The sequence below is a fragment of the Brucella sp. BE17 genome (assembly GCF_039545455.1).
Taxonomy (GTDB): domain Bacteria; phylum Pseudomonadota; class Alphaproteobacteria; order Rhizobiales; family Rhizobiaceae; genus Brucella.
In genome coordinates, this window is record NZ_CP154467.1 from 1268761 (window position 1) to 1284760 (window position 16000).

The window sequence follows — 16000 nt, forward strand, 5'->3', positions numbered from 1 at the left end:
TTAGATTTTAAGCGTGCGTCCCACCGACCGATAATCAAGGCCCGTCCCGGCAATATCGTCTGCCTTATAGACATTGCGCAGATCGATGAGCACATCGCCACTCATGACCTCGGCAATCCGCTTGAGATTAAGCGCGCGATAGGCGTTCCATTCAGTGAGCAGTGCGACGACACCCGCGCCTTCCGCAGCCTCATAAGCCGAACCGCACCACACCACATCCGGCAATATTGCCTTTGCGGCTTCCATTGCCTCTGGATCATGGGCTCGAACTGAAAGCCCGGCCTTCCGGATTGCCGTTACAATATCGAGCGCAGGTGATTCGCGAATATCATCGGTGTTGGGCTTGAAGGCGATGCCGAGAACCGCGACCGTCTGGGTGCCGCTCTCTCTCGCCGCCTCGACAATGCGCTCAGCCATGGCCTGCTTGCGCGCTTCGTTAACCGCAATCACTTCCTCGATCAGCGACTGCGACGCATCATAACGTTTGCCGGTTGCAGCAAAGGCGCGTGTATCCTTTGGAAAACATGAGCCTCCAAAACCCGGTCCGGCATGGAGAAATTTTGAACCTATGCGATTGTCCATACCGATGGCGCGCGCCACTTCCTGCACATTCCCGCCCGTCTTTTCGCAGAGGTCCGCCACCTGGTTGATGAAGGTCACCTTCATTGCCAGAAAGGCATTGGCGGCATATTTGATGATTTCTGCATTTTCGAGCGTTGTCACCACCATAGGCGTCTCGCGCAGATAAAGCGGACGATAAAGCCGCTGCATCGCAGCTTTTCCAGCCTCGTCATCGACGCCGACGACCACGCGGTCAGGCCGCATGAAATCCTCAATTGCCGAGCCTTCACGCAAGAATTCCGGGTTCGATACCATAGAGAACGGTACATCGGGACGGGCTTTTGCAATCCGGTCACGAATGCGCGCATTGGTGCCCACAACCACAGTCGATTTTATGACAACGACCGCACCTGGCTTCATGACCGCTGCGATTTCATCCGCGGCGGCTTCGATATATTGCAGATCGGCCTCGCCGTCGCCACGCCGCGAAGGTGTTCCGACCGCGATGAAGATCACATCGGCATCCGCAACGCTTGACTTAAGATCGGTGCTGAATTCGAGCCGGTCATCCCGAATATTGCGGCCCAGAAGTTCATCCAGCCCGGGCTCGAAAATCGTGACCTTACCGGCCTTTAACCTTTCGATGATCGACGGGTTCTTGTCGACACAGGTGACGTGAAAGCCGAATTCGGCAAAACACACGCCCGAAACCAGCCCTACATAGCCCGTTCCGATCATCGCCAGTTTCATGGGGTCAGTCCTTTTTTATGCTCAGAGCCATTTATCGTAATCAGACACCAGCAGATGCAGCGGCTTTTCGTTTTCCTCTATATCGGAAAAACGCCCGATGGGTTCGCGGAAAATATTATCGGTCATATCGTCATTGACGGTGGAGACTTCGCCGATCAGCACATCGCCGCCCTCGCCCCAGAAAGCATGCCAGTTGCCAGGCAGAAGCGTGACGCTTTCACCCGGTTTCAATGCAAGATGCGCGCCTGCCTTCTGGGTGCGCAAACGGCCATCGGTTGCAACCGTTACATCGCTTGTTTCATCCACACTGCCATCGGGAGCCGAGTTAAACAATTCGAGCACCAGCGTACCGCCGCCACGATTGATGATATCTTCCGCCTTCACTACATGTCGGTGCATAGGAGAAATCTGGTTTTCGCGCGAAATCATGATCTTTTCGGCATAAAGCATGCCTGTGCCACGCTTTAGATCTTCAGCATTGCCATTGCGCACCGTGAAGAGAAACAGGCCGAGATCGACAAACTTACCCTGCCCATAATCGGTGATGTCCCAGCCCAGACGCCCTTGAAGAATAGCCGCCGTATCAGAGGCAACGCGTTCTTTCAGCTCTTCAGGCGTCCAATAGGCGAAGGGCGGCATAACGTAGCCGAACGACCGGATGAAGGCATCGCTTTCGCGGATGATCTCGTTGATTTCAGAGCGTTTCATGGCCTTTGCCTCCCAAGAAATGAAACTGTATCGGTTCGGCTGGAGTGGTAACTGTCTTTTCCGCCCCTTGGCAATCCCGGAAATGACCGGCAACGCATTTATAGCCTCACGCGGTCGTGTTTGAGCGCATTGAACGTGTCGTCTTTACACAAAATCCATGTCGCATCCCAATGCGCGTTTAGAACAGTTCGGTGATTGAATCATGACAACGGAAGCCAGTCTGTGAAACAGACAAGCTATTGATGCAGCGGTAAAAGCAGGTTTCCGGAGGGTATTGGGACCATCGGTTCGGCTAAAAGTCGCCAACAGAACAGCGCCGGACCATTTTAGGACAGAGTGGAAGCTATGGACGCTCGCAACGAAATGCTGGGACTGCTAAGTGGGCGCGACCCCAATCTTAGCCTGGAGCAGAAATTCTATACCGATCCCGACTTCTATAAACTCGATCTGGAAACTATCTTTTATCGTGACTGGCTGTTTGTCGGTCATGATTGCGAGTTGCCCAAGACGGGCTCTTACATGACCATTCAGATCGGCGCCTATCCGGTCATCATCCTGCGCGACGCGCAAGGTGCCATTCGCGCCTTCCACAATTCATGCCGCCATCGCGGCTCCCGTATTTGCTCCGCAGAAAAAGGCACAACTGCAAAGCTCGTCTGCCCCTATCATCAGTGGACCTATGAACTCGACGGACGCCTGCTGTTTGCACGACAGGTGGGGCCAGATTTCAAACCCGCAGAATATGGGCTCAAGCAGGTGCATTGCGAAAGCGTAGCGGGCTATATCTATATCTGCCTCGCCGAAACGGCACCCGACTTCAAGACCTTTTGCGCCACCGTCGGACCCTATCTCGAACCCCATAACATCAAGGACGCCAAGGTTGCGTTCGAGATGTCGATCATCGAAAAAGCCAACTGGAAACTCGTCTGGGAAAACAACCGCGAATGCTATCATTGCGCGGCCAACCACCCCGAGCTTTGCCGTACCTATCCCGAAGCGCCGTCAGCCACCGGCGTACAAGGGGTCATGGAAGACCCAGAAATCAACACGTTGTGGAAAAACTGTGCCCAGATCGGTCTGCCGGCAAAATTTCACATCGATGAAGAAGGACGCTACCGCATAACCCGTATTCCGCTTTTGCGGGATGCTGTCAGCTACACGATATCGGGCAAGCCCGCCGTCAAAAAGTCGCTTGATGCAAAAGTGGCGGGCCAAACCAATATCGGGGCCATGCTGCTCTTCAACTATCCATCGACATGGAACCACCTGATGGCCGATCACGCGATTTCCTTCCGTGTGCTGCCGATCGGGCCTGAGGAAACCATGGTGACCACCAAATGGCTGGTCAACAAGGATGCGGTGGAAGGTGTGGATTACGATCTGGAAGAACTCAGCCATGTCTGGGTCCAGACCAACGATCAGGATCGCCGGATCGTCGAAGAAAATGCCATCGGCATTCGTTCGCCAGTCTACCAGCCCGGCCCCTATTCCGTCGAGCATGAAGGCGGCGTGATGCAGTTCCTTGAGTGGTATCAGAATACTGTTACACCGCGCCTTTCAAGCCAAGCAAAACTTAGCCGCGTGGCGTGATTGAAATTCAGTTGAAGAAGCGAGTAGGCCATGCAGCCTCTGAAATATCTGGACGAGATGCTGCCGTGGAACGACAGGCTGCAGATGCTCGAATGCATCTCGGCCATCGAAGAAGCGCCAGATGTGATGACCTTCTCTTTCAAGACTTTGGAAGGCAACTGGTTTCGCTATACGCCGGGTCAGTTCATCACGCTGGAACTTCCGGTCACAAGTGAAGACAATACGGGCGCTCTGCTTCGCACCTACACGCTTTCCTCCACACCATCGCGACCATACCACATATCGGTCACGGTCAAGGCGCAGAAAAACAGTATCGGCACACGCTGGATGCTCGATAATCTGCGCCCCCCCATGCAGATCAAGGCCTATGGACCCAATGGCAGTTTTTCGCTAGCCGATCATCCAAGCGAAAAATATCTTTTCATCTCGGCAGGTTCCGGCATTACGCCGATGGTTTCTATGACGCGCTGGTTGTTCGATTGCGCGCCTTCCACCGATGTCGCCTTTGTCAACTGCGCGCGTTCGCCCGATGACATCATTTTTCGTAAAGAGCTCGAACTGCTCGCCGGGCGCATGGAAGCCATGCGGCTTGCCTTTATCGTTGAAGAATCATCAGCACGCCATGTCTGGCCGGGTCTGCACGGACGCATCGACCGCGCACGCCTTGAACTTCTGGCTCACGACTTCATGCACCGTGAGGTTTTTTGTTGCGGACCAGAACCTTTCATGAATGGCGTGCGTGGACTGCTTGAGCAGTCCGGTTTCAACATGGCAAATTATCATCAGGAGAGTTTCCAGCCCGCAAGCGATATTTCGCCCATGGAAGGACTCGAAACCATCATTGAAGCGCTACCGTCTGCCGCTCCTGCCGCAGCAACGGCCAATGTCGTCTTCAGTCTTTCCGATATCGAAGTGGAATGCACCGAAAGCGACACGATCCTTCTTGCGGCACGCAATGGCGGATTGAAAATACCCAGCGCCTGCGAATTCGGTATCTGTGGCACCTGCAAGGTCAAATGCCTGAGCGGTGAGACGGAAATGAACCACAATGGCGGTATTCGCGACGAGGAGATTGCCGAAGGCTATATTCTCGCCTGTTGCAGTCGCCCTCGAGGCAGGGTCGAGATCGATTTCTAAAACATGACTCCCAAAAGTGGGAACAACCTCCGCAGGGAAATCAGTCCAATGGACTGATTTCTAATGCTGTTTCGATGAGCTACACGTTGTTTCATTGATGAAAAAGATGGGTATTGAGGCAATCTACCAGCAGGCCTACTTCATCGCGCCGATATCAATAATGGCGGCGGCATAAGCGACGCAGAGGCCCATTTGACAAAACACCCGAAACTGTTCTTACAACTCCATCCTTTTCCAAAACTAAGCATATTAAACCGCCGATCTGATGATATCAGACCGGCGGTTTACTATCTCATGTCCGGCTATTCCTTGATTTCGAACGTGACATTGACCGAAATATTATACGTGTTTTCGCCCGCTGCGACCGGAACGGAATCTTCGCGTGCTGCCGCTGAGGCAACTTTGAACTGCTGCATCATGGGCCGCGGCATCGACTGGCGGCTTTGTTCGCTGATTTCAACAACGCGACCGACTTCGACACCGGCAGCATCTGCGAGGGTCTTTGCCTTTGCGAGCGCATCGGCGACGGCGCGTTTGCGCGCTTCGTTCAATGCTTCTGCTGGATCGTCATTGACGAAGGAGAGATCGCCACCCTGATTGACGCCCAGAGTGATGGATTCATCAAGTACGTCGCCGACCTTGGCAAGGTCGCGTACGCGCACTGTCAGGCTGTTGGAAACAGCATAGCTGGAAATGGTCGGCTCCTTCAGGCCGTTCTTATCATCGGGATAGATATAGCGCGGCTGGATGTTGATACCACTTGTCTGAAGATCGCGGTCTTCGACGCCAGCTTTCTTCATCGCTTCCAGAACCTTGGCCATAGCTTCGTTATTGGCCGACATTGCCTCGCGTGCGGTTTTCGCCTCACGCAAAACGGTCAGATTGAGAATGGCCATATCCGGTGAGGCGGTCATCTCGCCTTCGCCTGTAACGGCGATACGCGCAGGCTGCTTCGTCATCTGGTTCTCCTGGGCGCTAGCGGGCAGAGCCAATGCGCTCGTCAGCATGATTGCGGAAAAAGAGGCTGTGAGAAGAGAATTAGCGCGGTAGTTCATGGTATCTCCTTTAGAGAACGTGGGCAGTGTTTTGTACCGGTGCGGCGAGCGAGGAGCGTATTCTTTGCTTTGTGTTTCTTCTCATATGTTAAATCGGTATAAGAATTGATTTACCTTCCCAGTACAACCAAAGCTAACCGAACTGTGGTGGTCGCGGTGCAAACCGCATGCTTTTCAGTCGAATATGTGCGCATTAGGGCGAACATATGATTTGCCAGCTTGTCTCCGGGCGATTCTTAGGATAGGGCAGTGATTGCGTGGGGCCTGTAGCTCAATTGGTTAGAGCCGGCGGCTCATAACCGCTTGGTTGGGGGTTCGAGTCCCTCCGGGCCCACCATCCCCACCATTGTTCATTTAATCTAATCAAATCAGCTACTTCGATCTGATTGAGCCTTTTGTATCTGGCTTTTTTATGCGCGGTCAATTCGTGGGTCATTTGTTCAGAGCTGTTTCAATTGCGTAGAATTAACCTGTAATTGAAATTTTAAACTATCCGGCTAAAACGGTTCCATTCTGGCATATGCCTGTAATCGTCATATTTATGGAGCCTTCAATGTACGAGTACGACCTTATTGTGGTTGGCAGTGGGCCAGCCGGTCGCCGCGCTGCCATACAGGCAGCCAAACTCGATAAGAAGGTTCTCGTCATTGAGCAAGGCAAGCGTGTTGGCGGCGTATCGGTGCATACCGGCACCATTCCATCCAAAACGCTTCGCGAGACAGCGCTGAACCTGAGTGGATGGCGGGAGCGCGGGTTTTACGGTCAGGCCTATCGCGTAAAGCAGGAAATTCATGCCGACGACCTGCGCCGCCGTCTTCTTATCACCCTCAATCACGAAGTTGAGGTTCTGGAACACCAGTTCGCGCGCAATCGCGTCAGCACCATACGTGGCAAGGCCAGCTTCATCTCCGCAAATACGCTGCAAGTGATCAAGGATGAAGGCGAGACCATGCAGGTCACGGGCAAGTCCATCCTGCTTGCAGTGGGCACCAAGCCATACCGGCCCGATTATATCCCCTTCGACGGCAAGTCTGTTCTGGATAGCGATGAACTTCTCGAAGTCACCGACCTGCCGCGTTCCATGGTAGTGATCGGTGCCGGGGTCATCGGAATTGAATATGCGACAATCTTTTCGGCACTCGATACGGCGGTGGTGGTCATCGATCCAAAGACAACCATTCTCGATTTTATCGATAAGGAAATCGTCGAGGATTTTACCTATCAGGTTCGCGATCGCAACATGAAGCTTCTGCTGGGGCAGAAGGTGGAAAAGGTTGAACATATTGCCGGTGACAAGATTGTGGTCACCGTCGATACGGGGCGCAGAATTGTCACCGACATGGTGCTTTTTGCTGCCGGTCGCATGGGGGCGACCGATACGCTCAATCTGGCAGCTGCCGGACTTGAGGCCGACAGCCGCGGGCGGCTCAAAGTCAACCCGGAAACGTTTGAGACAGCGGTGCCGGGGATTTTTGCCGCAGGCGACGTGGTCGGCTTTCCAAGCCTTGCCTCTACATCGATGGAACAGGGCCGCATTGCAGCACGTGTTGCAGTCGGCGCGATAACCAAGGAGCCGCAGAAATACTTTCCCTACGGTATTTATGCTGTACCGGAGATATCCACCTGTGGTCTTACCGAAGAAGAAGTTATGGAGCGCGGCATTGCCTATGAATGCGGCGTTGCCCGCTTTCGCGAAACATCGCGCGGTCATATCATGGGGCTGGAGTCCGGGCTGTTAAAGCTTATCTTCTCGCTGAAAACGCGTCGTTTGCTTGGGGTGCATGTTATTGGCGAAGGAGCAACCGAACTGGTGCACATTGGTCAGGCCGTGTTGAACCTCAAGGGAACGGTCGAATATTTCGTCGAGAATACGTTCAACTATCCAACCCTTGCCGAAGCCTATAAAATTGCCGGCCTCGACGCCTGGAACCGTATGGGTGAAAAACTGGAAGATGTTCCCGCTATGGGTGTCGTGTCTGCAGGAAGCAACAGCAAGACGGCCAATTGACCGGACGATTGCATAACGAGCACTGACCATGCGTTTTGATTTTACGTTGTTTGAACTTTATCTGGCTGTGGGAATAATAGGCTGGCCCGGCGCGCTGATCCTGACCTTTATATTCCTCGCTCTCGGCTTTTACGTCGCCAAGCGATGGCACTCGCGGCTCGTGTGTTTTTTACTGGCTCTGCTGTGCGCTTTCCCGATCATTTATCTAAAGTTTTTAGAAATATGACAACACCAAACCTCAATGGATATGACGGATATAATTGTGGAATGCACCAAGGCGGATTGTCTCTCTTTTGCACATTTTAGATTTTGTTAAGAGAATAATAACGTAATGTAATGAATTTTTACGTTGTGTGATTTCATAATTTGGAGGTTCAGAGCGATGAGAAAAAATGCAACCGCCATAGTGCTTGGGCTGGCAGGGCTGGTGGCGAGTTCTCTCGTGGCAAACGCAAAGACAAACTATCTCGGAGAATTCAGGGACTGGGGCGTCTATCAGAATACCGATCTTCCCGGTAACAAATGCTACACCTTGACGGTCCCGAGCAAATCGCAACCATCGAGCGTTCGCCATGGGGATAATTTCGTTATCATTTCAAAGTCCGCTGAAGGTTATAGCCCGCAACTGGTCATGGGATATCCGCTCAAGTCTAACGGCGTTGTCGATGTAATGGTGGATGGCGCAAATTTTTCCTTCTTTAGTGAAGGCAATCGCGCATGGGCGGAAAAGGTGGCTGACGAAGCACGTCTTGTGCGTGCGATGCGCTCAGGTAAGACCCTCAATGTGAAGGCTGTTTCGGCGCGCGGGACGAAAACACGTTATACGTTTTCGCTCATGGGGCTTTCCGCCTCCCTGCAACGCGTGGATGGTTGTCGATAAGCCCCCTCACACCCCAACATCTGCAAGGAAAAACTTCACTGGTGGCCGGCTTCGTCGTGATGCTTCTGCTCAGCACAGCTCAGAATGATTTCTGAAAGAAGCCACGGTTTTCTGCTCAAAACCTTGCTCAAGGTTGTGGCATTGAACGAAAAGCCGGCACTTTTCAAGAGATCGTCCGCACTTGCCTCATCGCTATGCTGCAATCCGCGAGACATGCGATGGGCGCGGCGCAACAGCATCTCGTCCGGCGTGAAGCCACCATCAGCCATGCTCTTTTCTATCCGGCGTTGAAGCTCTTCTGCAATCTGCATAGCACAAATGCCCCCGTTGTGTTTTCAAAGTGCTGAGATACTTTCCCGCTCAATTCTATACAGAAATAATCATTCCCGCGTGACAGTTCGTGGCAAATAAATGTCTTAATTATGAGATTAGGACAAAATTCTGCCTTTCTTTCTCTTGTTTGCGCATGCCCCGCTTCTTACATAGCCCCAAGGCCTTGGGGGATAGACGTATGGGTGGCGCTGTACGGACCGGCAAGAGGCTTCATTCGGGGCGTATCGCATAAGTTTCGAACGGCTTGTGTTCAGATGCGTAAAACAAATAATGCGTTGCGGTGACTGCATTCCGAGGGGAACAGTCCCAGTCAACATAATCCAATGGTTTACAATGGCCACCCTGCGTTATTTTATCTGGCCCCTGATTTTTACAGTCCTGGGTCTCGCCGCCGCTGTATGGCTCGGATATGAGATGACAGGCACCTTCGGGGGAATGGTGTCGGTTTTCATTATCTGTGCTGTATTGAGCGTTCTGGAAATCTCGCTTTCCTTTGACAACGCTATCGTGAATGCCCGCATTCTGCGTGATATGACGCCGGAATGGCAGCACCGCTTCCTGACGTGGGGCATCATCATCGCCGTTTTCGGCATGCGTATTGTCTTCCCGTTGGCGATTGTCGCGGTTGCTATGTGGACCGACCCGATTTCCGCCCTCAAGCTCGCGATCTGGCAGCCTGACGAATATGCGCGGGTGATTGCTGAATCCCATACCGGCATCGCTGCCTACGGCGGCACCTTCCTGCTGATGGTCGGCATGAAATACTTCTTCGATGTCGAAAAAGATGTCCACTGGATCAAGGCGATTGAAAGCCGGATGTCGAAATTCGCGTCGATCCAAGGCGTGGAAATTGGTGTAGCAATCGCGCTGATTCTGTTCTTCTCCTATCAGCTTGATGCAGACCATTCCCATACATTCCTCGTCGCAGCGCTTTTCGGCCTTCTGACCTTCCTCGCCGTCGAAGGACTGGGCGAAGTGCTGGATGCCACACAGGGACAGATGGATATGGTTCGTCGTGGCGGGCTTGGTGCGTTCATCTATCTGGAAGTGCTCGATGCGAGCTTCTCTTTCGATGGCGTGATCGGTGCATTTGCCTTGACAACCAACCTTTTCATTATCGCAATCGGTCTTGGCATCGGCGCTTTCTACGTGCGTTCGCTCACCATCATGCTCGTCGAACGCAAGACGCTCGGCCAGTATCGTTATCTCGAACACGGGGCTTTTTATGCCATTCTCGTTTTGGCGGTGATCATGTATGTCCAGACGCTGGTTCACATTCCCGAAGTCATTACCGGACTGATCGGTGCAATGCTGATCGGTCTCTCCTTCATGTCGTCGATACGCTATAACAAGCTCAACCCAAAATGGCAGGATGACGGCGAGGAAGCCCCGAGCCACTAATTCAGCAAAGATTAAAATAAAAAAGGGCGGCATGTGCCGCCTTTTTTGGTTCTGTGAATTGATTTGGAAAAGATGCTTAGAGTACGCGCCCTCAATCGGCTCACCCTCCGCTCTTTAGCGTCAAGACCTATTCGGGCGGGGCCATGTGGTTGATATAATCAGCGTCGTTTTTCATCTCGTGATCGAATGCCGTGACTTTCCCGCGCACGGAAACACCCGCCTCGTGCACTGTTTCCGAACTGCCGGACACGAGCGGATGCCACCAATAGAGGTCAGAGCCTTCCGCAACAAGCCGATAGGCACAGGTTGCAGGCAGCCACGCCACTTCATCGACAATTTCAGGCGTAAGGAAAACGCAATCCGGTACCGTCTTTTTACGGTTGGGGTAATCGCAGCAATGACCCGTATCCGGATCAAGCAGCGTACAGGCGACACTTGTCCAGTAGATTTCCTCGGTATCGTCATCGAGCAATTTATGCAGGCAGCACTGCCCGCATCCATCACACAAGCTTTCCCACTCGCGACGGTTAAGCTGCTCCAGAGTTTTCGTACGCCAGAAAGGTTTCGTGCTCATGCGCCTGCATATAGTCCAATTCAAACGGCAGGGGCTAAGGCAAATCGCCGCCCCCTTTAAAAATAAAGAAACGCCGCGCATAGGAGATGCGCGGCGTTTGCAACAATGCCTGAACGATCAGGCGAAAAGACTGTCGCCCTGCTCGTCCACGATCTGGCGCCCTTTGTTGAGAGAAATACTTGCAGCATCCTCAATGCCCGGACAACGGTCGGCCCGAACAAAACGATGCTCTTTCATCTCACCATTGATCGTCTTGGAGATCAAACCGCAAACCTGATACTGGCCGCCTTCACTATAGGGCGTGGCGATTATCAAGAAGTCCTTGTGCTCCAGACGCCCGGCTTCTTTCGGCTCTGACGGCGTTTCAGCAGCAGCACTGCCACCACCGAAAAGACGCTTCAAAAAAGACATGACGGCTTTCCTTTATGAATCAAGGCCTTTACGAATCCAAGAACGAACGCAGTTTACGCGAGCGGCTCGGATGCTTGAGCTTGCGCAGCGCTTTTGCTTCGATCTGGCGAATACGTTCACGCGTCACCGAGAACTGCTGGCCGACTTCTTCCAGCGTATGATCCGTGTTCATGCCAATGCCAAAGCGCATACGCAACACACGTTCTTCACGCGGGGTCAGGGAAGCTAGAACACGGGTCGTGGTATCACGCAGGTTGGCCTGAATGGCAGCATCGATTGGCAGAAGCGCATTCTTGTCCTCAATGAAATCACCCAGATGTGAATCTTCTTCATCGCCGACCGGCGTTTCAAGCGAAATCGGTTCCTTGGCGATTTTCAAGACCTTGCGCACTTTTTCAAGCGGCATGGCAAGTTTTTCTGCCAGTTCTTCCGGCGTCGGCTCACGACCGATTTCATGCAGCATCTGGCGCGAGGTACGAACGATCTTGTTGATCGTTTCGATCATATGCACAGGAATACGGATTGTGCGCGCCTGATCAGCAATCGAACGCGTGATCGCCTGCCGGATCCACCACGTCGCATAGGTCGAGAACTTGTAACCACGGCGGTATTCAAACTTGTCCACCGCCTTCATCAGGCCGATATTGCCTTCCTGAATAAGATCGAGGAATTGCAAGCCGCGATTGGTATATTTCTTGGCAATGGAAATCACCAGACGAAGGTTTGCTTCCACCATTTCCTTCTTGGCAATGCTGGCTTCGCGTTCGCCCTTCTGCACCTGCGTGACGATACGGCGGAATTCACCGATCGAGATGGCAGTTTCCGTGGCGAGATTCTGAATTTCACTGCGCAGCCGCCCAATGCCGCGTTCTTCCTTGGCAGCGAATTCCTTCCAGCCGCGTGCGGTCAGTGTAGCGACACGCTCGACCCAGTTGGGATCGAGTTCATGACCCTGATACTCTTTGAGGAATTCTTCGCGACGAACACCAAAGGATTCGGCCAGACGCAAAAGCTTACCTTCGTTCTGCACCAGACGCTTGTTGATGTCATAAAGCTGCTCGACAAGCTGCTCAATGCGGTTCTGGTTGAGCGAAAGTGACTTTACAGCCGTGATGAGCTGGTCTTTCAGTTCCTTATAGCGACGCTCCTGACTGGAGGAAAGTTCACCCGTTGCAGCCAGACGCCCCTCGACCTGCTGGTCCTGAAGCTTGCGCAGCTTCTTGTAGGTATCGGCTATCAGATCGAGCGTTTCCATGACCTGCGGGCGCAGCTCGGCCTCCATCGCAGCCAGCGACAGATTGGCTTCGTCCTCGTCGTCTTCGTCGTCCTCGACCTGCGTCTCGCCGCCGACATTGGTAATGTCATCGTCGTCACGCGAGCGCCGCTGAGTCTTGTCATCGCGCGGCTTTTCTTCTTCCACCCGCTCGATAGCCGGCGCCTGCTTGGCCTCAGGTCCGGCATAAGTGGTTTCAAGGTCGATGATCTCGCGCAGCAGAATGTTGGATTCATTCAACTGCTCACGCCAGATGATAATGGCCTGAAAGGTCAGCGGGCTTTCGCAAAGCCCGGCAATCATCGTTTCGCGACCCGCTTCGATGCGCTTTGCGATGGCGATTTCGCCCTCGCGCGACAAAAGCTCAACAGAACCCATTTCGCGCAAATACATGCGCACAGGATCGTCAGTGCGGTCGGTAGGCTCTTTCTTGGTCGTGGTTGCGGCAACAGCCGTTCCGGTCGCTTCAACCAGATCGCCGCCGCTTTCCTCGGCCTCTTCCTCGCTCTCTTCGCGGTCGTTGTCCTGCTCGTCGTCCTCGACCACATTAATGCCCATATCGGAAAGCATCGACATGGTGTCTTCGATCTGTTCGGATGTCACTTGCTCGGAAGGAAGTACGGCATTCAACTCGTCCATGGTGACGTAGCCGCGCTTCTTCGCAACCTTGATCATCTTCTTGACAGCATCGTCAGAAAGGTCGAGAAGCGGTCCGTCGGTCGCACCTTCGCGCTCGACTTCAGCTTCTTCGTTTTCCTTAACCTTCGTTGCCATATGTTCTTCTCCAGGCGACCCCGGTCGCTTTTAAGATATATAGAGTACTCGAACGGTTTTGCGAGGCTGCAAGCCGTCAGTTGATTCTGCAACTAGCCGATTTCCCGTTAATGGCGAATTAACCCTGCCATCGGTATCAGGCTCTATGATGGTCTAATGATCGCGACCATATTCCGGTGATCATCTCCGGCGCAATTTAGGGACATTGCCACGAATTCCGCTCTTATTTCATGCCCTTATATGCATTGGGGCAAGAGATCATTCTCATCCGGCCTATCCTTTGAACTGTCGTGATTCTGTCATTTGAGCCGCACATCAAGAGCGATTCACCTGATTCGGCCCCAAAAAGCGAATCATTTGTTGTCGCAGCAGGCCTGCAAGGCGATTGCAGGTCTTGAAACCCAAACCAGCGCCGCGTTTCACACGGTGATTCGTTTGGCCGGTTCAGAACCCGCCGGGTGGTCGCCCGGATGAAAGACCAAAGCCGTCAATCAGCGCCTCGGTGGCTTCCGCTTTCAAGATCTGGTTCTGAATATCATTAAGACGCGCATAGAGTTCCCCCGTCTCGTCCGTATCAAGGGCTGCTTCCACAGCGCGCAGTTCCTTATGTAGGGTGCGCGCGCGCTGATGCAAGTGGATGGCTTGACGCAAGGCTTCCCGTGCATCGTCTTGCGCCGCAAGTTCCGTTGCCGTCCACAGCCGTGCCCCTTTGACGATGCGCTCCAGCACCTCGATCAATTCGCCATGGCCGAGACCCGCCAGCGCCCGGCGCATGGCAATGCCATCCTCGATATTATCATATGCCAGTACGTCGAGCATGGAGAGATGCAGTTTTTTGAGCGCCTCATGTTCCAGATCAAGCGCTGCTACCGTCTCGAAATCTTCCTCGATCAGACGTGGATGATTAAGCAATGTGAGCACAATCGCCGTCTCCCGCAGCGGAGCATGCGCGCCCACGCCGGCTCGACCGCGCTTGACCAGCGTGGAACGGGCGAGACTGTCGGAAATCGCCAGCCGTCCACCTCCGGCTTGAGGTCCGCCGCGCCCGCCGCCGCGACCATTTTCGTTGCGGCGATTGAAAGACGAATTGCGAGGCCCGCCCTGGCGGTTTTGCCCGAAAAAGGATTGCGTGCGCTCGCGCATATCCTGCTGGTAGTGGCGGCGAATATCCTCATTGCCTATACGCGACGTTATTTCACGCAATCGGGCTTCAAGTTCCGCGCGCCGCTCCGGCGTGTCGAACACACCGCTCGCGGTCTCACGCGTCCAGATCAGATCGACCAGCGGCCTTGCATCACGCAAAACGGCATTGAAGGCCGACGGCCCTTCCTCCTTGACCAGATCATCCGGGTCCTGCCCTTCCGGCAACAACGCAAAGCGCAAGGATTTTCCCGGTTGCAGCGCAGGCAGACCAAGATCGGCAGCCCGGTGCGCAGCACGCAGACCCGCGCCATCGCCGTCAAAGCAAAGCACCGGCTCAGGACTGATACGCCAGAGAAGTTCGAGTTGTTCCTCGGTCAAGGCCGTGCCAAGCGGTGCGACCGCATGATGAATACCCACCTGCGAAAGCGCGATCACGTCCATATAGCCTTCAACGGCGACAATCGGCTTGGCGGGCGCGCCATTTTGCGGCTGACAGGCTTTTCGCGCCCGCAGGGCGTTATAGAGAATGCGCCCCTTGTGAAAAAGTTCGGTTTCGGGCGAATTGAGATATTTGGCAGGCGCCTCCGCCGACAGCGCGCGTCCGCCAAAAGCGATGATGCGCCCGCGAAGGTCCTCAATCGGGAACATCACACGATCACGAAAACGATCATAGGAGACGGCAATGCCTTCGCCATGCACGACAAGACCACAAGCCTCGATCTGCTCGCGGGATGCGCCTTTGGATGCGAGAAACTCTTTCAGCGCATTGCGCGATTCCGGCGCATAGCCCAGACGAAAGGCCTGTTGCGTTGTCGAAGAAAGGCCGCGATCACGCAAATAAGCCCGCGCCTTGGCACCCACGGCACCCTGAAGCTGGGCCTCAAAAAACTGCGCTGCCATCTCCATGACATCATAAAGGGTTGCACGCTGCGCCTCGCGCTTTTCCATTTCCGGATCGCGTGCAGGCATGGGAACACCGGCCATATCGGCGACGCGTTCCACAGCTTCAGGAAAGCTCAAACCTTCGAGTTCGGTCAAAAACCGGAAATGATCGCCTGTGACCCCACAACCGAAACAGTGATATCGACCCTTGCGGTCCTCACAATGAAAGCTCGGCGTCTTCTCGCCATGAAACGGGCAGCAGGCCCAGAAATCGCTCTTGGGCGGATTGCTCTTCTTGCGGTCGAACGAAACCCGTGCTCCGATCAGCGTCGAGATCGGAACACGATCGCGTATCTCATCGAGAAAGGAGGGTGGGAAACGCATTGCGGTTTTTTACTTCCAAGTCAGGTTTTGGCAGATAGGGTTTTGGGACCGGCACAGCACAAGCAACCCTATCGGCGCTTGCCATGCACTATCCCCGTCATGTGCAAACAGTCTTACTATATAAGCCGCGCAAGCT

At 53.8% G+C, this 16000-nt stretch carries 14 protein-coding genes and 1 tRNA gene; 7 read left to right on the plus strand and 8 right to left on the minus strand.

The window, feature by feature from the left end; genetic code table 11:
* Complete coding sequence (locus tag AAIB41_RS06160) at positions 1-1311, minus strand: UDP-glucose/GDP-mannose dehydrogenase family protein (RefSeq protein WP_343312375.1); 1311 nt, start codon at positions 1309-1311, stop codon at positions 1-3.
* Between the two features lie 21 nt (positions 1312-1332).
* The gene (locus tag AAIB41_RS06165; RefSeq protein WP_343312376.1) at positions 1333-2019 is read right to left on the minus strand and encodes a D-lyxose/D-mannose family sugar isomerase; all 687 of its coding nucleotides are present in this window, start codon (positions 2017-2019) and stop codon (positions 1333-1335) included.
* Positions 2020-2364: 345 nt separating this feature from the next.
* Here AAIB41_RS06165 and AAIB41_RS06170 point away from each other — a divergent pair, with 345 nt between their 5' ends.
* Both AAIB41_RS06170 and AAIB41_RS06175 read left to right on the plus strand, forming a co-directional pair.
* Positions 2365-3609, plus strand: coding sequence for an aromatic ring-hydroxylating dioxygenase subunit alpha (locus tag AAIB41_RS06170; protein ID WP_343312378.1), 1245 nt, complete (start codon positions 2365-2367; stop codon positions 3607-3609).
* A gap of 30 nt (positions 3610-3639) precedes the next feature.
* Complete coding sequence (locus tag AAIB41_RS06175) at positions 3640-4746, plus strand: hybrid-cluster NAD(P)-dependent oxidoreductase (RefSeq protein ID WP_343312380.1); 1107 nt, start codon at positions 3640-3642, stop codon at positions 4744-4746.
* 302 nt (positions 4747-5048) lie between these two features.
* Here the strand turns inward: AAIB41_RS06175 and AAIB41_RS06180 are convergent, their stop codons facing one another.
* Positions 5049-5801 carry an SIMPL domain-containing protein gene (locus AAIB41_RS06180; protein ID WP_343312381.1) on the minus strand — a complete coding sequence of 251 codons (753 nt, stop codon included), beginning with the start codon at positions 5799-5801 and terminating at the stop codon, positions 5049-5051.
* A gap of 260 nt (positions 5802-6061) precedes the next feature.
* Here AAIB41_RS06180 and AAIB41_RS06185 point away from each other — a divergent pair.
* The 4 genes from AAIB41_RS06185 (at position 6062) to AAIB41_RS06200 (ending at position 8689) form a co-directional block, all read left to right on the plus strand.
* Positions 6062-6138, plus strand: a tRNA-Ile gene (locus AAIB41_RS06185).
* A gap of 216 nt (positions 6139-6354) precedes the next feature.
* On the plus strand, positions 6355-7809 hold the full coding sequence (gene sthA, locus AAIB41_RS06190) for a Si-specific NAD(P)(+) transhydrogenase (protein WP_343312384.1): 1455 nt from the start codon (positions 6355-6357) through the stop codon (positions 7807-7809).
* Between the two features lie 28 nt (positions 7810-7837).
* Complete coding sequence (locus AAIB41_RS06195; RefSeq protein WP_343312386.1) at positions 7838-8035, plus strand: hypothetical protein; 198 nt, start codon at positions 7838-7840, stop codon at positions 8033-8035.
* Between the two features lie 156 nt (positions 8036-8191).
* A complete protein-coding gene (locus AAIB41_RS06200; RefSeq protein WP_343312388.1) occupies positions 8192-8689 on the plus strand; it encodes an invasion associated locus B family protein in 498 nt (165 codons plus the stop codon).
* A 35-nt stretch (positions 8690-8724) separates the two neighbouring features.
* Here AAIB41_RS06200 and AAIB41_RS06205 read toward each other — a convergent pair whose 3' ends face one another.
* Positions 8725-9000 (minus strand): hypothetical protein, encoded by a 276-nt coding sequence (locus AAIB41_RS06205; protein ID WP_343312389.1) that lies wholly within the window; start codon positions 8998-9000, stop codon positions 8725-8727.
* A gap of 355 nt (positions 9001-9355) precedes the next feature.
* Here AAIB41_RS06205 and AAIB41_RS06210 point away from each other — a divergent pair, with 355 nt between their 5' ends.
* On the plus strand, positions 9356-10423 hold the full coding sequence (locus tag AAIB41_RS06210; RefSeq protein ID WP_343312392.1) for a DUF475 domain-containing protein: 1068 nt from the start codon (positions 9356-9358) through the stop codon (positions 10421-10423).
* A 127-nt stretch (positions 10424-10550) separates the two neighbouring features.
* Here AAIB41_RS06210 and AAIB41_RS06215 read toward each other — a convergent pair whose 3' ends face one another.
* From AAIB41_RS06215 to dnaG, 4 genes are all read right to left on the minus strand, one after another.
* Positions 10551-10997 (minus strand): YcgN family cysteine cluster protein, encoded by a 447-nt coding sequence (locus AAIB41_RS06215; protein ID WP_343312393.1) that lies wholly within the window; start codon positions 10995-10997, stop codon positions 10551-10553.
* A gap of 117 nt (positions 10998-11114) precedes the next feature.
* On the minus strand, positions 11115-11408 hold the full coding sequence (locus tag AAIB41_RS06220; RefSeq protein ID WP_343312395.1) for an HlyU family transcriptional regulator: 294 nt from the start codon (positions 11406-11408) through the stop codon (positions 11115-11117).
* 28 nt (positions 11409-11436) lie between these two features.
* Positions 11437-13455 (minus strand): RNA polymerase sigma factor RpoD, encoded by a 2019-nt coding sequence (gene rpoD, locus AAIB41_RS06225; RefSeq protein ID WP_343312397.1) that lies wholly within the window; start codon positions 13453-13455, stop codon positions 11437-11439.
* A gap of 444 nt (positions 13456-13899) precedes the next feature.
* Positions 13900-15864: a DNA primase gene (gene dnaG, locus AAIB41_RS06230; RefSeq protein WP_343312400.1), complete on the minus strand. Its 1965-nt coding sequence runs from the start codon at positions 15862-15864 to the stop codon at positions 13900-13902.
* Positions 15865-16000 lie beyond the last annotated feature (136 nt).

What these genes read in the sequence shown, in the direction of transcription:
- AAIB41_RS06195 (WP_343312386.1), top strand. Translation starts at nt 7,838, where the DNA reads ATGCGTTTTGATTTTACGTTGTTTGAACTTTATCTGGCTGTGGGAATA.
- AAIB41_RS06205 (WP_343312389.1), bottom strand. Translation starts at nt 9,000, where the DNA reads ATGCAGATTGCAGAAGAGCTTCAACGCCGGATAGAAAAGAGCATGGCT.
- dnaG (WP_343312400.1), bottom strand. Translation starts at nt 15,864, where the DNA reads ATGCGTTTCCCACCCTCCTTTCTCGATGAGATACGCGATCGTGTTCCG.
- AAIB41_RS06200 (WP_343312388.1), top strand. Translation starts at nt 8,192, where the DNA reads ATGAGAAAAAATGCAACCGCCATAGTGCTTGGGCTGGCAGGGCTGGTG.
- AAIB41_RS06170 (WP_343312378.1), top strand. Translation starts at nt 2,365, where the DNA reads ATGGACGCTCGCAACGAAATGCTGGGACTGCTAAGTGGGCGCGACCCC.
- AAIB41_RS06165 (WP_343312376.1), bottom strand. Translation starts at nt 2,019, where the DNA reads ATGAAACGCTCTGAAATCAACGAGATCATCCGCGAAAGCGATGCCTTC.
- AAIB41_RS06210 (WP_343312392.1), top strand. Translation starts at nt 9,356, where the DNA reads ATGGCCACCCTGCGTTATTTTATCTGGCCCCTGATTTTTACAGTCCTG.
- AAIB41_RS06220 (WP_343312395.1), bottom strand. Translation starts at nt 11,408, where the DNA reads ATGTCTTTTTTGAAGCGTCTTTTCGGTGGTGGCAGTGCTGCTGCTGAA.
- AAIB41_RS06215 (WP_343312393.1), bottom strand. Translation starts at nt 10,997, where the DNA reads ATGAGCACGAAACCTTTCTGGCGTACGAAAACTCTGGAGCAGCTTAAC.
- sthA (WP_343312384.1), top strand. Translation starts at nt 6,355, where the DNA reads ATGTACGAGTACGACCTTATTGTGGTTGGCAGTGGGCCAGCCGGTCGC.
- AAIB41_RS06175 (WP_343312380.1), top strand. Translation starts at nt 3,640, where the DNA reads ATGCAGCCTCTGAAATATCTGGACGAGATGCTGCCGTGGAACGACAGG.
- rpoD (WP_343312397.1), bottom strand. Translation starts at nt 13,455, where the DNA reads ATGGCAACGAAGGTTAAGGAAAACGAAGAAGCTGAAGTCGAGCGCGAA.
- AAIB41_RS06160 (WP_343312375.1), bottom strand. Translation starts at nt 1,311, where the DNA reads ATGAAACTGGCGATGATCGGAACGGGCTATGTAGGGCTGGTTTCGGGC.
- AAIB41_RS06180 (WP_343312381.1), bottom strand. Translation starts at nt 5,801, where the DNA reads ATGAACTACCGCGCTAATTCTCTTCTCACAGCCTCTTTTTCCGCAATC.